Source organism: Aureimonas sp. SA4125, assembly GCF_019973775.1.
Taxonomy (GTDB): Bacteria; Pseudomonadota; Alphaproteobacteria; order Rhizobiales; family Rhizobiaceae; genus Plantimonas.
Genome location: NZ_AP025032.1, coordinates 1,357,505 through 1,371,675, shown reverse-complemented (window position 1 = coordinate 1,371,675; position 14,171 = coordinate 1,357,505). Strand labels below are relative to the sequence as shown.

14 protein-coding genes are annotated in these 14,171 nt (G+C 67.7%); 2 read left to right on the top strand and 12 right to left on the bottom strand.

Annotated features, from left to right (window positions below):
• Positions 1–57 precede the first annotated feature (57 nt).
• The gene (locus tag Sa4125_RS06300; RefSeq protein ID WP_224004923.1) at positions 58–789 is read right to left on the bottom strand and encodes a glucose 1-dehydrogenase; all 732 of its coding nucleotides are present in this window, start codon (positions 787–789) and stop codon (positions 58–60) included.
• 97 nt (positions 790–886) lie between these two features.
• Here Sa4125_RS06300 and Sa4125_RS06295 point away from each other — a divergent pair, with 97 nt between their 5' ends.
• On the top strand, positions 887–1,258 hold the full coding sequence (locus Sa4125_RS06295; protein ID WP_224004921.1) for a helix-turn-helix domain-containing protein: 372 nt from the start codon (positions 887–889) through the stop codon (positions 1,256–1,258).
• Between the two features lie 6 nt (positions 1,259–1,264).
• Here the strand turns inward: Sa4125_RS06295 and Sa4125_RS06290 are convergent, their stop codons facing one another.
• Both Sa4125_RS06290 and Sa4125_RS06285 read right to left on the bottom strand, forming a co-directional pair.
• Entirely contained in the window at positions 1,265–1,939 is a 675-nt protein-coding gene (locus Sa4125_RS06290; protein ID WP_224004918.1) for a response regulator transcription factor, read from the bottom strand.
• 153 nt (positions 1,940–2,092) lie between these two features.
• The gene (locus Sa4125_RS06285) at positions 2,093–3,646 is read right to left on the bottom strand and encodes a Do family serine endopeptidase (RefSeq protein WP_224004915.1); all 1,554 of its coding nucleotides are present in this window, start codon (positions 3,644–3,646) and stop codon (positions 2,093–2,095) included.
• A 669-nt stretch (positions 3,647–4,315) separates the two neighbouring features.
• Between Sa4125_RS06285 and Sa4125_RS06280 the strand changes: the two genes are divergently transcribed.
• On the top strand, positions 4,316–6,343 hold the full coding sequence (locus Sa4125_RS06280) for a diguanylate cyclase (RefSeq protein ID WP_224004912.1): 2,028 nt from the start codon (positions 4,316–4,318) through the stop codon (positions 6,341–6,343).
• 109 nt (positions 6,344–6,452) lie between these two features.
• On the opposite strand, the gene Sa4125_RS06275 is transcribed toward Sa4125_RS06280, so the two are convergent.
• The 9 genes from Sa4125_RS06275 to Sa4125_RS06235 all read right to left on the bottom strand — a co-directional run bounded on the left by Sa4125_RS06275 (position 6,453) and on the right by Sa4125_RS06235 (position 14,147).
• Positions 6,453–6,935 carry a cytochrome c-type biogenesis protein gene (locus Sa4125_RS06275; RefSeq protein WP_224007583.1) on the bottom strand — a complete coding sequence of 161 codons (483 nt, stop codon included), beginning with the start codon at positions 6,933–6,935 and terminating at the stop codon, positions 6,453–6,455.
• Between the two features lie 53 nt (positions 6,936–6,988).
• A complete protein-coding gene (locus Sa4125_RS06270; protein ID WP_224004909.1) occupies positions 6,989–8,974 on the bottom strand; it encodes a heme lyase CcmF/NrfE family subunit in 1,986 nt (661 codons plus the stop codon).
• Positions 8,971–9,480 carry a cytochrome c maturation protein CcmE gene (gene ccmE / locus Sa4125_RS06265; RefSeq protein WP_224004906.1) on the bottom strand — a complete coding sequence of 170 codons (510 nt, stop codon included), beginning with the start codon at positions 9,478–9,480 and terminating at the stop codon, positions 8,971–8,973. Before ccmE ends, Sa4125_RS06270 begins: the two co-directional genes overlap by 4 nt.
• Positions 9,477–10,718: a c-type cytochrome biogenesis protein CcmI gene (gene ccmI, locus Sa4125_RS06260; RefSeq protein ID WP_224004903.1), complete on the bottom strand. Its 1,242-nt coding sequence runs from the start codon at positions 10,716–10,718 to the stop codon at positions 9,477–9,479. Before ccmI ends, ccmE begins: the two co-directional genes overlap by 4 nt.
• A 179-nt stretch (positions 10,719–10,897) precedes the next feature.
• Positions 10,898–11,290 carry a hypothetical protein gene (locus Sa4125_RS06255; protein ID WP_224004900.1) on the bottom strand — a complete coding sequence of 131 codons (393 nt, stop codon included), beginning with the start codon at positions 11,288–11,290 and terminating at the stop codon, positions 10,898–10,900.
• A 77-nt stretch (positions 11,291–11,367) separates the two neighbouring features.
• Positions 11,368–12,750: an ATP-binding protein gene (locus Sa4125_RS06250; RefSeq protein ID WP_224004897.1), complete on the bottom strand. Its 1,383-nt coding sequence runs from the start codon at positions 12,748–12,750 to the stop codon at positions 11,368–11,370.
• A complete protein-coding gene (locus tag Sa4125_RS06245; RefSeq protein ID WP_224004894.1) occupies positions 12,731–13,402 on the bottom strand; it encodes a response regulator transcription factor in 672 nt (223 codons plus the stop codon). The genes Sa4125_RS06250 and Sa4125_RS06245 overlap by 20 nt, the downstream gene beginning before the upstream one ends.
• 75 nt (positions 13,403–13,477) lie before the next feature.
• On the bottom strand, positions 13,478–13,843 hold the full coding sequence (locus tag Sa4125_RS06240) for a hypothetical protein (RefSeq protein WP_224004892.1): 366 nt from the start codon (positions 13,841–13,843) through the stop codon (positions 13,478–13,480).
• 97 nt (positions 13,844–13,940) lie between these two features.
• Positions 13,941–14,147, bottom strand: a complete 207-nt coding sequence (locus Sa4125_RS06235; protein WP_224004890.1) for a hypothetical protein — start codon at positions 14,145–14,147, stop codon at positions 13,941–13,943.
• Between the last annotated feature and the right edge of the window lie 24 nt (positions 14,148–14,171).

Here is a 14,171-nt window from a genome sequence, read left to right as displayed (position 1 = left end):
GGAGTTGTTCATGGCAAGGGCCCTTCCATCTTCACGAGGCCGGGCCCTGCCCGAGTCTCACACCTGCGTCATTCCGCCATCGATGCACAATTCCGCACCGGCGATGTAACTGCTTTCGTCCGAGGCGAGAAACAGGGCCGCGGCGGCGACCTCCTCCGGCCGCCCCATGCGGCCGAGCGGAATTTGGGCCGCGAGGCCGGCCCTGATTTCCTCGGAGGCGGCGGCCATCATCGCCGTGTCGATCGGCCCTGGGCTCAGTGTGTTGACCCGGATGCCACGGCTGGAGAGCTCCGCCGTCCACGTCCGCGCCCAGGATCGCACCGCCGCCTTGCTGGCATTGTAGACACCGTAGCCCGGCGTGCCGATCACACCAGCGATCGAGCCGACCAGAACGATCGCGCTGCCCTCCCGCATCAGCGGAACGAGTGTCTGCACGGTGAACACCATGGCGCGGACGTTGATGTCGAAGATCTTGTCGAAGTGCGCCGGAGTGATATCGGCGAGCGGGAGGACTTCGGCGACGCCGGAAGAGAAGACGAGGATGTCCAGCCTGCCGGCCCGCGCCGCGACCGCGTCGTGCAGCCGGGCGAGATCGGCGGGATCCGTCAAGTCGCCCCGGACCGCCTCGGCCCTCCCGCCGATTTCGGCCACCGCCTTGTCCAGTTCCGCCTGGCGTCGCCCTGTGACAATGACCGTTGCGCCCTCGGCCGCGAGCCGCTTGGCGGTGGCGAGACCGATCCCGCTGCCGCCGCCAGCGACGACCGCGATCTTTCCGTTCATTTTCGACATGCTCTTGCTCCATTTGCGTGGAGCTTCCAGGTATATCCTGTATACCTACGGTCAATTAGGCACTTGCTATCGCCTAGGTATACAGGAGGAAACCGCTATGAGCGATTCTGCCGATCCCGTCTTCGCCGAAGCCTGCGCCACGCGCCCGATCATCGACGAGATCGCCAACAAATGGTCGATCATGATCCTCTCCGTGCTCTGCACCCAGCCGACGCGGTTCAACATGCTGCGGCGACGGCTGGAGGGGGTGACGCAGAAGGCGCTCACGCAGGCGCTGAGGCGGCTCGAGCGCAACGGCCTGGTCTCGCGGCAGGTGATCGCATCCTCGCCGGTGGCGGTGGAATACTCCATCACCCCGCTTGGCCACTCTCTGAAGGACCCCATGGCCGCGCTCTATCAGTGGACGCGCGATCATGTGGCAGACGTTCAGGCCGCCCAGCGCAACTTCGACCAGCGCCCCGGCACGTGAAAGGCGCTATTCCGCCCGCATGATGTAGCCGGCACCACGCACCGTATGCAGCAGCGGCGAGCCGAATTCGCGCTCGATCTTGGCGCGCAGGCGCGAGACGTGGACGTCGATGACGTTCGTCTGCGGGTCGAAATGGTAATCCCAGACGTTTTCCAGAAGCATGGTGCGGGTCACCACCTGGCCGGCATTCTTCATCATGTATTCGAGCAGGCGGAACTCGCGCGGCTGAAGAACGATCGGCTTGCCGCCGCGTCGCACCTCGTGCGACAGGCGGTCGAGCTCGAGATCGCCGACCCTGTAGGAGGTCTCGATGTCGCGTCCGCCGCGACGCCGGCCAAGGACCTCGACGCGGGCGAGGAGCTCGGAAAAGGCGAAGGGTTTGGCGAGGTAGTCGTCACCGCCGGCGCGCAGGCCGGTGACGCGGTCATCCACCTGGCCGAGCGCCGAAAGGATCAGCGCCGGCGTCTGGTTGCCCTTCTCGCGCAGGCCCGAGATGAGCGACAGGCCATCGCGCTCGGGCAGCATGCGGTCGACCACCATCACGTCGTAGTCGCGCGTGTCGGCCATGTGAAAGCCGGAGGCGCCGTCGCCGGCATGGTCGGGAACGTGTCCCGCCTCCTTCAGGGCTTTCACCAGATAGGAGGCCGCCTCGCGATCGTCTTCGATGATGAGAATGCGCATGGATCTGGATGTAGCGGATTCAGCGGATAGTGCCATGACGTTTCGCCCCCTTTTGATCAGGTCGCCCACCGCCGCGACGGCAAGCGGCGGCGGCCCGCGATGGCCCGCCGCCTCCTCGCGCGGAGCCTGGGAGAATCCCCCGGGCCCTACGCATCAGCCCTTGGCGATGGGGAGGGCCACGAACCGGTTCTGGTCGCCGTTCTTCAGCTGGAACAGCGCCGCCTTGCGGCCGCTCTTGTCGGCATCGGACAGTGCCTTCGTCACGTCGCCCTGCGACTTGACCGCCTTGCCGTTGACCGAGACGATGATGTCGCCGGTCTGGACGCCCTTCTCGGACGCCGGCGAGGACGGATCGACCTCGGTGACGACGAGGCCGCTGCCGTCATCGGACGGCGTCAGCGTCAGTCCGTAGCCGGACAGCGAGGACGGGTCGACGGGCGAGCCGCTCGACATCGCGTCGGCCGAAGCCGCTTCGTCAAGGCTGGCAATGTTGCCGAGCTTCACCGCGATCGTCTGCGCGGCATTGTCGCGCCAGATCGTAACGTCGATCGAGGTATTCGGCGCGAACTCGGCGACCTTGCGGGCCAGTTCCTTCGGACCCTTGATCGTCTCGCCGTTCACCGCGGTGATGACGTCACCCGTCTGGATGCCCGCTTCCGAGGCCGGGGTCGAGTTTTCCGGGAGCGTCACGATGGCGCCGTCCTCGTTGGCAAGGCCGACGGCCTCCGAGATGTCGTCGGTGACGGAGGCGATCTGCACGCCGAGCCAGCCGCGCTGGACGCTGCCCTTCTCGCGCAGCGACTGGACGACGTTCTTGGCGGTCGAGGCGGGGATGGCGAAGGCGATGCCGACATTGCCGCCCGACGGCGAGAAGATCGCCGTGTTGACGCCGATGACCTTGCCTTCGAGATTGAAGGCCGGGCCGCCCGAATTGCCGCGGTTCACCGCCGCGTCGATCTGCAGGAAGTCGTCGTAGGGACCGGCGCCGATGTCGCGACCACGCGCCGAGATGATGCCGGCGGTGACCGAGCCGCCGAGGCCGAAGGGGTTGCCGACCGCCACGACCCAGTCGCCGGTGCGGGCCTTGGAGTCGTCGCCGAACTCGACATAGGTGAACTTCTGGTTCTTGGCGTCGACCTTCAGCACGGCGAGGTCGGTCCGCTTGTCCGTGCCGATCAGCTTGGCGTCGTATTCCTTGCCGTCGTCCATCACCACGGTGAAGTTCTCGCCGCCGTCGACGACATGGTTGTTGGTGACGAGGTAGCCGTCATCGGAGATGAAGAAGCCCGAGCCCTGTGCGGTGGCCTGGCGATTCTCTCGGCGCGGCTGCATGCCGCGGGGCCCGCCCCGCTGGCCGGGCATGCCCTGGGCCCCTGGTCCGCCCGGATTGCCGAACTCGAAGAAGCGCTTCAGCGGGTGATCGTCGGGCAGATTGTCGAACGGGCTGGCCTGGTCGTCGTCACCGCGGTCGGCCGCTGCGGCGGCCATCTTCTCCTTGACGCGGACGGAGACGACCGCCGGGCTCACCCTCTCGACGACGTCGGCAAAGCCGAAGCTCTGGACCGGAGAGGTGACCTGAACCGGTTCGGCGTGGCTGGAGGTCGTGCTGGTCATGACGCCGCCGGCAAAGGCCGAGCCGGCGACGCCGGCCGCGAGCGCTGCGACGAGCATGCGGTTACGCTTGGGAGACTGCTTTACGTCTGGCATCGATTTCGTCCTTTTCCCTGGTTATTCTCGGGAGGAGTGCCGCAGCCGCGGTGCTCTTGCCGTGAACAATATCGCGGGCGGCATCGTCGACGCCATATCCCGCTTCACCTGGAGAGATAGGACGTCTCGGGTTACAGGACCCCTTCAGCGTCGTGAAGACTTGGTAATGTTGGTGGTTCAGCGACGATTTTCGAAAGCGTCCTCCTCCCTCCATGCGAGGAGAGTCGATCCCCGTCGAGAATTCGGGTGGCAAACCGACCGGGGCCTTTGACAGCCACGGCCGCGCTGCCCGCTCGCCACAAACGTCGCCCATGCCAGCACACTTTCCGCCCGGCAAAAGCGCGGCCGGACATCAGCTGTCTGCGCTTCCTCCTCCGCCGTCGACCCGGCGCTTGCGAATGCGCTCCTGCGGCGCGCAGCATGGATGACGCGGAATGCGGCTCCGGCAAAATCGCCGCCCCTCCGTTCTGCCGTGCCCCCAGCCGGAGAACTGGAGCGTGCGACATGCAGAAGGCGGCCTCCGGGTCGACGCATCTCCCGACGCCTGAAAATCTCCTGGCCGATGCGGCTCTCTTTACCTTTGACCTGTAAAGTATAAGTCCTGCTCATAAGGATTTCTTACAGTTGCGCCTTCGCCTGCTCAAGAACGTCAGTATTCGAATGCGGCTTATGGCGATGATGGCGGCCGCCCTTTTGCCAATCGCCCTCTTCATGGGGGTCGGTATTGTCATCGATTTTCGCGAAACGATGGAGCGAGCGCGCGAGGAGGTCCGGCAGTCGGCCGCACTGGCCGCCGCACGCTTTTCCGTCGTCTTCGACGAGACACGGGTTCTTCTCGACGCGCTGAGGCAAGTGCCCGGCGTCCAAGCCGAGGGCGGTCTATTCTGCGACACTCTCGTCACGCGCCTGCGCGATGCGAACCCGCAGTTCCATACGATGGGCGTCATGAACGCCAACGGCACGATCGTCTGCCACAACATGCTCAGAAAACGTCAGCAGTTCGGCGATGTCAGCCTTGTGCGCCGGATCATGGCCAAGGATGCGCCCGAATTCTTGGTTGGCAATTTCAACATCGGCAAAGTGAGCCGCAAGCCGACGGTGGTCACCGCGATGGCCCTGCCCAAGGTCAACGGAAAGGTTCCGGGGGCGGTTTTCGTGGGGATGGACCTCGGGGGATTCACGAACCTGGCACGGCAGTTTTCCGAGGATGGGCGGCGGGCCGTGACGCTGGTGGAGCCGCGGACCAGCAGGGTTCTTGCCCGCTGGCCGAACACGATCGCTTTTGGATCGTCCTTCACGATGCATCCCATGATGGCTGCCATCCAAGCCTCTCCGAAGGGCGGAGAGGCCGAGGTCCCGGAGTTGGACAAGCAGGACAGCGTCGTCGGCTTTGCGCCCGTCGCCGGAGCGGCCACGGCGGGCGCCATGCTGGTCGTCGGGGTAGCCACGGAGGACATCGTCGCGCCGGTCCGCTCCAGGGGAATCGTCAGCGCGCTGATCGCATTGACGATCCTGGCATTGGTCCTGTGCGGCGCCTGGTGGCTCGGCTACTGGACGCAGATTCGGCCGATCCATCGGCTGACAAAGATCGCCGGCCGCATCGGCGCCGGCGACTTCGACGCCAGAACGACCATTGAGTCGTGGCAGGCGCCGGAGTTTCGAACGCTCGGGCAGGCCCTCGATTCGATGGCGGGCGATCTGGCGACGGGCAAACGCGCCGAGGAGGTCGTGGCGGCCAGCGAGGCACGCTACCGGTTGCTGGCCGAGAACTCCTCCGACCTCATCACTTGCCTTGACGTAGACGGGCTCCGCGTCTTCGTCTCACCCGCCAGCCGCACCCTCCTCGGCCTTGAACCGGAGGCGCTGGAAGGCAAGCACCCGCGGGCGATCGCCCATCCCGACGACATCGTCATCGTCGACGCAATGATGCGAAAGCTCGATGCGGGGCAGTCCGTCTCGGGCATCCAGTATCGCATCAAGCATGCCAACGGCCATTATCTCTGGGTAGAGGTCGGCGGCACACCGCTCGAAGCGGGCAATGGCATCGTTCTCGTCATTCGCGACATCTCCCGGCGCAAGCTGGCGGAGAGCAAGCTGGAGCAGGCCAATCAGCGGCTGGCCGCCCTGGCGTCGACGGACGGTCTGACCGGACTGGCCAACCGCCGCGTCTTCGATGAAAAACTGGCGTCCGAGTTTGGCCGAAGTCTTCGCGACAAGTCCGATTTCAGCCTGCTGCTCATCGATGTCGATCATTTCAAGAAATTCAACGACACCTATGGCCACCCAGAGGGCGACGAATGCCTCCGGCAGATCAGCGCCGTTCTGCGGATCATGCTTCGGCGGCCCGGCGACATGCCTGCCCGCTACGGTGGCGAGGAGTTCGCGGCGGTTCTTCCCAATACCGGCTCGGAGGGTGCCACGCGGCTGGGAGAGAGCCTTTGCCAGGCTGTCCGCGACCTCAACATTCAGCATGCTGGCAGCGAGCGAGGCGTGGTCTCGATCAGCATCGGCGTCGCCTCCCTGTCATCGGGTGCGGGCTATGACGATGCCGCAGCGCTGCTGAAGGCGACCGACGGGGCGCTCTATCAGGCCAAGTCCGACGGACGCGATCGCGTCGTCGCTGCGCTTCAGTCGGGTCTCGTCACGCTCCCGCGCGGCGCGCTGTCGCGATCGACGACTTCCGGGCACGGATCGTAGGCCGACAAGCAGCGCCAAGGCGTAACGGCGGCCTGAGAGGTTCGGGAAGATGAGGGTTCAGGGGAATTGCCGAGCGAGCGCGGCAGGGGCGCGGCAGCGCTCCGCCGCCCTACAGCCCCCGCTCCGCCAGCGTCCGCTCCACCGCGCTTTCCTCCTCCGCCGTCAGCACGGCACTCGCCGGCTCGCGCTTGCGGCGGCGGGCGGCGTAGAGGGCGAAGGCGGCGCCGGCGAGGATGAGGGCGAGGGGTGCCGTCCAGAGCACGATCGTCCCGGTCGACAGGCGCGGGTTCAGAAGAACGAACTCGCCATAGCGGGCGACGACGTAGTCGATCACCGCGCCATCGCTGTCGCCCGCCACCAGGCGCTCGCGCACGAGGACGCGCAGATCCCTGGCGAGCGAGGCGTCGCTGTCGTCGATCGACTGGTTCTGGCAGACGAGGCAGCGAAGGCCCGCCGACAATGCGCGGGCGCGCTTTTCCAGCGCCGGATCGGCGAGGACCTCGTCGGGCTGCACCGCCTCGGCCGTGCCGGAGAAGACGTCGACGAAGGGTGCGGCACGCCCCGGCACCGAGGCGCCCGGCGCGACCAGCATGACCGGCCCGACCAGGAGGCCGAAGGCCACGACCGAGACTTCGAGGAACCGGCTCACGCGGGTATGGCTCCGGCCTGCCGCGCCCGCTTGCGCGAGCGTGCCGGGGCCCCGACCCGCAAGCGCCGGTCGGCGAGCGACACCGTGCCGCCGACGGCCATGACGACCGCGCCGATCCAGATCAGCGTGATCAGCGGCTTGTACCAGATCCGCACCACGGTGGAGCCCGCCGTCGTCTCGCCCAGGGCGATATAGGTCTGGCTCAGCCAGTGCGTGTGGATGCCGGCCTCGGTCGTCGGCATCTGCCGCGCGGGATAGAAGCGCTTGGCGCTTTCCATCGTCGCCTGCGCGACGCCGCCGCGGCTCAGAGTGAAGCCGCCGACCTCCTCGCGATAGTTCGGTCCCTCGCGCGGCGCGAGTCCGTCGAAGCGGATCTGGTAGCCGCCGGCCTCGCGCATGTCGCCGGGCTTCATCGTCGTCACGAGCTCGGTCTGGAAGGCGGAGGTGGCGATGACGCCGAGCACCGTCAGGCCGAGCCCGGCATGGGCGAGCGCCGTGCCGAAGGCCGATCGCGGCAGACCAACGAAGCGGCGGAGCGCGATGCGGGCCGGGACGCGGGGATAGCCGGTGCGCAGAGCGAGATCGGTCGCGGCACCGGCCAGAAGCCAGACGGCGAGGCCGAAGCCGAGCGCGGCGAGGATGCGCATGCCTTGCGTGAAGGCGAGCGTCAGGATGATCGCCGCGAGCGCCGTGCCGACGGCGAAATACAGCCGCTGCGCCGCCGCCAGAAGATCGCCCCGCTTCCAGGCGAGCAAAGGACCGAAGGGCACGGCGAGAAGCAGCGGCAGCATCAACGGGCCGAAAGTCAGGTCGAAGAACGGCGCCCCGACGGAAATCTTGGCGCCCGTCAGCACTTCGAGGACCAGCGGGTAGAGCGTTCCGATGAGAACCGTCGCGCAGGCCGTCGTCAGGAACAGGTTGTTGAAGACGAGTGCCCCCTCGCGCGAGATCGGCGCGAACAGCCCGCCAGATTCCAGCGTCTGCGCCCGGAAGGCGAAGAGCGCGAGCGATCCGCCGATGAACAGCATCAGGATGGCGAGGATGAAGACGCCGCGCGAAGGATCGGTCGCAAACGCGTGCACCGAGGTGAGGACGCCCGAGCGCACGAGGAAGGTGCCGAGCAGCGACAGCGAGAAGGTGAGGATGGCCAGAAGCACGGTCCAGATCTTCAGCGCCGCGCGCTTTTCCATGACCAGCGCCGAGTGCAGGAGCGCCGTCCCGGAAAGCCAGGGCATGAAGGAGGCGTTCTCGACCGGATCCCAGAACCACCAGCCACCCCAGCCGAGCTCGTAATAGGCCCAGTAGGAACCCATCGCGATGCCGAGCGTCAGGAAGACCCAGGCGACCAGCGTCCACGGCCGCACCCAGCGCGCCCACGCGGCATCGATGCGCCCGTCGATCAGGGCGGCGACGGCGAAGGAGAAGGCGACGGAAAAGCCGACATAGCCGAGATAGAGCAGCGGCGGATGCACCGCGAGCCCGATATCCTGGAGGATCGGGTTGAGATCCTGTCCCTCGAACGGCGCCGGGATGAGACGCTGGAACGGGTTCGACGTCAGGAGGATGAAGAGGAGGAAGGCGACCGTGATGAGCGCCTGCACCGAAAGGACATTCGCCTTCAGCGAGGCCGGGATGTCGCGGCCGAAAAGCGCCACGAGCGCGCTGAAGAAGCTGAGGATGAGCACCCAGAGGAGCATCGAGCCCTCGTGATTGCCCCAGACGCCGGTGATCTTGTAGAGCATCGGCTTGGCCGAATGCGAGTTCTCGACGACGTTGAGGACCGAGAAATCGGACGTGACATAGGCGACCGTCAGCGCCGCGAAGGCGAGCGCGACGAGGGCGAAACAGGTGACGGCGGTGACCTCGCCGGTTTCCATCAGCCTGATATCGCCGATGCGGGCGCCGACGAGCGGCAGGGCCGTCTGCATGACAGCCGTGACGAGCGCGAGGACGAGCGCGAAATGCCCGATTTCGACGATCATGTGCCCGCTCCCCCTGCCGCCGGCGCCACCGGCGATGCCGGCGGTGTCGCGCCGCTCGCGGTCGGCATGCCCTTGCCCTCCTGCCAGAGGCCGCGCGCCTTCATGTCGTCGACGACCTCCTTCGGCATGTAGCTCTCGTCGTGCTTGGCAAGCACGGTGTCGGCGACGAAGATACGGTCCGGCCCGAGCGTACCCTCGGTGACCACGCCCTGCCCCTCCCGGAAGAGGTCAGGCAGAAGGCCCTTGTAGACGACGGCCACGCTCTCGACGGAATCGGTGACGCGGAAGCGGATGACCTCGCCCGCCTCGCGGTCGATCGAGCCGGTCTCGACGAGACCGCCGAGCCGGATGCGCTGGGCATTGCCGGGCACCTGCGACATCACGTCGGTCGGCGAGGCGAAGAAGGCGACGCTGTCGGACATGGCGCTCAAGACCAGTCCGACCGCCGCGGCAAGGACCACGAGGATGGCGCCGATCGAGGAGAGTCGCTTCTGCTTTCGTGTCATGGCGTCGTTCCCGTCGCGGAAAGGCCGAGTTCCGCAGCAAAGCCGTCGAGCGCGCTCCGCTCGGCCGTACCGCTGGCAAAGACGGCGCGGGCATCTGCCAGTGCGCCCTGCGCCTTCCCGGTCTCGCCGAGGACGCTATAGGATCGCAGCAGGCGTTTCCAACCCTCGACGTCGTTCGGGGCGGTTTTCAGGCGGGCGGCGAGCTGGCCGACCATGCCCTCGATCATCGCCCTGCGGTCGTCGCCGGACATTTCGGACGCGGCCGCGACGTCGGCCCCGTTCGGGCCGGGCAAGGCTGGGGCTGATGCCTGTGTTTGAGCTTGTGCGGGTGGGGAACCGGCGACCGCGGCCGGCGGCACGGCTGCAGCGGTGTCGGCCGGAGCGCCCGGGGCGTCCGGGGCCGCCGCCATCTTCTGCTGCGCGTCGGCCAGCGCCGACTGGGCCAGGGGAAGCCAGGGCGCACCCTCGGGGCTTGCGGCGATGAGGCCCTGCCAGGCCGGGGCCGCCTTGGCAAAACGGCCCTCCTGCGACAGATCGAGAGCGATGAAGAAACGTGCCGGCAGATAGTCGGGATTCAGTGCCAGCGCCCGCTCGAAGGCCGCGCGTGCCCCGTCGGTCACCTCGCCTTGCGCCGCCTGCGTCTGCGCCTCGCCATAGCCGGTCTCGCGCTCGGGCGTTGCACCGAGGATCCGGATGGCGTTGCCGAGCGCCGTCACGGCCTCGTCGGCCCGGCCGGTGCGCAGGTAGATCGGGCCGAGGAGGTCCCAGCCGGCGCCGTCGTTCGGATTGGCCTTCAGCCGCGCCTCGGCCTGCGCCACGAGGGTCGGCAGGTCGGCCCGGGACGGATCGACGGAAAGACGGGCGGCGAGCGGCATGTCGGGCGCGGCGGGGGAGCCGGTCAGGGCGTAGAAGGCGATCGCGCCGACCGGCACCGCCAGCGCGACGGTGCCGATCGCGACCGCCAGCCGGCGCGGCTTGCGGAGGGCGGCGCGATCCGTCTCCGCCTCGTCCGCCGCCTTCAGCAGCCGCCGGCCGATCTCGGCGCGGGCGACGACGGCATCGTCCTCGGCGATCGTGCCGCGGGCAAGATCGGCCTTCAGCTCGTCCAGCTGCGCGCCGTAGACCTCGACGTCGTACTGCGCCCTGATCGGCTCGGATTCGGGCCGCCGGCGCAACAGGGGCCAGAGCACGATCAGCGTCACGACAGCGGTCAGGAAGACCGCGATGATCCAGAACAAGCCTACGTCCATCCTCAAAGGCGGCGCGACCGCCCTCTCCTCGCCTCTCGTCCCGGACAGCACGCCGGATGCCGGCGCCCTCGAAGCGGTGCCGAGCCCGGACATAGCAAGCCCCGCGCGCCACCGCCACTTTTCAACGCAAGCATCCCCGTGTGGAGATGCCGCAGATCAGCGCCGGATCAGGCGACAGTCTTCCACAGGCCGTCCTCGCCGCGGCAGGCGGTGCCGACCTGCTTCATCGTCTTGCCCCTGGCGATCACGGTCTGCGAATAGCCGCGGCAGTCCTGCGAGCCGATGCGGTAGAGCTGCGTCGGCACCACCGAGCCCTGATAGCGGCCGGCGCTCCATGCGACTTCTTGTCCCGCCGGCGCGAACTGCAGCGCCTGGAATTCCGCCTCGAGCGCCTTCGCCCGCGCCTCTCCCGAAAGGCTGACTTCCTTCACCTGGCCGACCAGCCCACCGCCGAGCGCCAGAACGCCGGTCGACGTCGGCGTGTTCGCCGCCGGGCCGGCGCAGGCGCCGAGAAGGCTGACGAGGGCAAGGAGGGGCAGGGTTCGAAAAGTCGCGGGCATGTCGGGATCCAGATCTTGCGGCCGTCGTCGGTGCGGCAACCCCGCGGCGCCGCGGAGGTTCCAGTCTGCCATCACCTCTACGAAGTCTCGGGGCCAACGACCAGCGGCAGGACGATTTCGGCCTTCAGGCCGCCGAGATCGGACCGCGACAGGGTCAGCGTCCCACGGTACTCGCGCACCGTCTCCGCGACAATGGAGAGGCCGAGGCCGCTGCCCGGCTTGTTCTCGTCGAGCCGCCTGCCCCGCTTCAGCGCCTCGACGATCTCGGCCTCGCCGAGCCCCGGTCCATCGTCCTCGATGATCGTGCGAAAGCTGCCGCCTTCCGCCACCGCCGACAGGCGGATGGTGCTCCTGCTCCATTTGGCGGCGTTCTCGAGCAGGTTGCCGACCATTTCCTCGTAGTCCTGGCTCTCGCCGGCAAAGACCAGCGGCATGCCGGAAAGGGTCGGCCCGTCAAATCGGAGCGCCGGATTGAGCTTCGCCATCACCCGCGCCAGGCGCTCCAGCGCCGGTCCGACGGCGGCGCGAAAGACGACGCCCTCGCTCTGCGCCGCCACGCGCGCCCGGTCGAGATAGTGCTGCACCTGGAAGCGCATGCTCTCGGTCTGCTCGGCCACGAGGCGCCCCTTCTCGCCGCCGATCGCCGTCGCCTCGTTGGTGAGGACGGCGATCGGCGTCTTCAGCGAATGGGCGAGATTGCCGACCTGGGTGCGGGCGCGCTCGACGATGCGGCGGTTGTTGTCGATGAGGCCGTTCATTTCCTGCGTCAACGGCCGGATCTCGGCCGGGAAATCGCCGCGCAACCGCTCCTCGTGACCCGCCCTCACCTCGCCCAGCGCGCGTCGAACGGCGACGAGCGGCCTGAGACCGTAGAGGATGGCGACGGCGTTGATGAGGATGGAGCCGAGTCCGAAGCAGCCGAGATAGAGGCCGAGCCGCCAGTCGAACTGGGCGATGTCGGCGTTGAGGAGGCTCGCATTGCCCATCACGCGGAAGCGCGCGACGCGGTTTTCCTGGTCGAGCACGATCTCGGTCTCGACCACCTTCAGCTCCTCGCCGTCGAGACCGGGGGACTCGTAGTTGCGGCGATAATAGAGGTCGAAGGGCGCGACCTTGGCGTTCGGGGAGACGATTTCGGCGCTGCCGAGCGAGGCCGAGGAGAGACGGCCCTTGGTGTTGGGCGCGGCCGGCAGAACCTCCCAGTACCAGCCAGACAGCGGACGGGAATAGCGCAGGTCGCCAAGGTCGGGCGTGCCGGTCAGGATCCCTTCCGGCGTGACGCTGACCGTGTTGACGAGGTTGTAGAGATGGGCGACGAGCAGGTCCTCGAAGCCGCGCGAGGCCGTCTGGTCGTAGAGGGTGGAGATCAGCCCGCCGATGACCGTGAACGCCGCGATGGCCCAGAGGCTGGACAGCGCGATGACGCGGAAGGCGAGGGAATCAGGCCCCCGCAGTCTCATCGCGGATCCTGTAGCCGAGCCCCCGCACGGTCTCGATGAGGTCGACGCCGATCTTGCGCCTGAGACGCCCGACGAAGACTTCGATCGTGTTGGAGTCGCGGTCGAAATCCTGGTCGTAGAGGTGCTCGATCAGCTCGGTGCGCGAGACGATCTCGTCCTTGTGGTGCATGAGATAGGCCAGAAGCCGGTATTCGTGCGAGGTGAGCTTCAGCGCCGTGCCGTTGACCGTCGCCTTCGAGGCCTTAGTGTCGAGCCGCAGCGGCCCGCAATTGATGTCGGACGAGGCGTGGCCCGCCGCGCGCCGGATCAGCGCCCTGACGCGGGCCAGGACTTCCTCGATGTGGAAGGGCTTCGTGACGTAGTCGTCGGCGCCCGCGTCGATCCCCGCCACCTTGTCGCTCCAGCGATCGCGCGCGGTGAGGATCAGCACCGGCATGCTGCGGCCGTCGCGGCGCCAGCGCTCCAGCACGCTGATGCCGTCGAGGTTGGGCAGGCCGATGTCGAGGACGATGGCGTCGTAGGGCTCGGTATCGCCGAGGAAGTGCCCCTCGTCGCCATCGAAGGCGCGGTCGACGACATAGCCGGCGCCGACCAGCGCCTCGTGGAGCTGGCGGTTGAGGTTCGGATCGTCCTCGACGAGGAGAAGGCGCATGATGGTCGTCCGTCGCTGGCGGGTCCCGTCCCCAAAGCGTCCGGACGGCCTGTCTTCCCTATGGCATGGCAGACGCTATTGCGGAATGGTGATGGTCTTCTTGCGCGGTCGTCCGCCGTCCTCGCCCGGAACGAGCACGGTGACGACACAGACCGTGCGCCCGTTCTGTTCGCGGGCCGACACCGACAGAACCTGGCCGCCGCTGTCGGCCGCCGCCTGCGCCGCGGCGCTCGCGCAATCGGCCTGTGCCACATCGAAGGACTCTTCGAGGGCCTGGGCCGGTGACGCGGGAACCGCCGGAACCCCTGCCGGGCGCACCATCTGGCTGAGCGCCATCGGGGCCACCGCCGCCGGCTCGCGCGCCTCCGCAGCCGGCGCGAGGCAGAGCACGGCGAAAGCCAGAGCGAGGCCGGTAAATGTGGAAATGCGGTGATCCGTCATGGCGTGTCCGAGAATGGGGCAGCATCCTTGTAGCGCAGAGCCGCTGAATGACGAATGAATGCCGGGCGCGGAATTTCCGCGCCCGGCATACGTCATGTCACGCGATCGTCTTGCGGGCGTCAAGCCTGCCGAGGATCGCCAGCACCGCGCCGGCCGCCGCCGCCGCATCCGTCAGTGCGAGCGCCAGCGCGTTGCCTTGCGCCACGTCGACATCGATGCCGAAGAGTCCCGCCAGCGCCGCGCCGAGCGCCACCAGCCCGCCCCAGATCGTCTTCGACGTGTACCAGGTCTTCGCTTCCGTCATTCCAGCTCCTCTCTCCCGTTCCCC

What these genes read in the sequence shown, in the direction of transcription:
- Sa4125_RS06300 (WP_224004923.1), bottom strand. Translation starts at nt 789, where the DNA reads ATGTCGAAAATGAACGGAAAGATCGCGGTCGTCGCTGGCGGCGGCAGC.
- Sa4125_RS06295 (WP_224004921.1), top strand. Translation starts at nt 887, where the DNA reads ATGAGCGATTCTGCCGATCCCGTCTTCGCCGAAGCCTGCGCCACGCGC.
- Sa4125_RS06290 (WP_224004918.1), bottom strand. Translation starts at nt 1,939, where the DNA reads ATGCGCATTCTCATCATCGAAGACGATCGCGAGGCGGCCTCCTATCTG.
- Sa4125_RS06285 (WP_224004915.1), bottom strand. Translation starts at nt 3,646, where the DNA reads ATGCCAGACGTAAAGCAGTCTCCCAAGCGTAACCGCATGCTCGTCGCA.
- Sa4125_RS06280 (WP_224004912.1), top strand. Translation starts at nt 4,316, where the DNA reads ATGGCGATGATGGCGGCCGCCCTTTTGCCAATCGCCCTCTTCATGGGG.
- Sa4125_RS06275 (WP_224007583.1), bottom strand. Translation starts at nt 6,935, where the DNA reads ATGCTGGTCGCGCCGGGCGCCTCGGTGCCGGGGCGTGCCGCACCCTTC.
- Sa4125_RS06270 (WP_224004909.1), bottom strand. Translation starts at nt 8,974, where the DNA reads ATGATCGTCGAAATCGGGCATTTCGCGCTCGTCCTCGCGCTCGTCACG.
- ccmE (WP_224004906.1), bottom strand. Translation starts at nt 9,480, where the DNA reads ATGACACGAAAGCAGAAGCGACTCTCCTCGATCGGCGCCATCCTCGTG.
- Sa4125_RS06255 (WP_224004900.1), bottom strand. Translation starts at nt 11,290, where the DNA reads ATGCCCGCGACTTTTCGAACCCTGCCCCTCCTTGCCCTCGTCAGCCTT.
- Sa4125_RS06250 (WP_224004897.1), bottom strand. Translation starts at nt 12,750, where the DNA reads ATGAGACTGCGGGGGCCTGATTCCCTCGCCTTCCGCGTCATCGCGCTG.
- Sa4125_RS06245 (WP_224004894.1), bottom strand. Translation starts at nt 13,402, where the DNA reads ATGCGCCTTCTCCTCGTCGAGGACGATCCGAACCTCAACCGCCAGCTC.
- Sa4125_RS06240 (WP_224004892.1), bottom strand. Translation starts at nt 13,843, where the DNA reads ATGACGGATCACCGCATTTCCACATTTACCGGCCTCGCTCTGGCTTTC.
- Sa4125_RS06235 (WP_224004890.1), bottom strand. Translation starts at nt 14,147, where the DNA reads ATGACGGAAGCGAAGACCTGGTACACGTCGAAGACGATCTGGGGCGGG.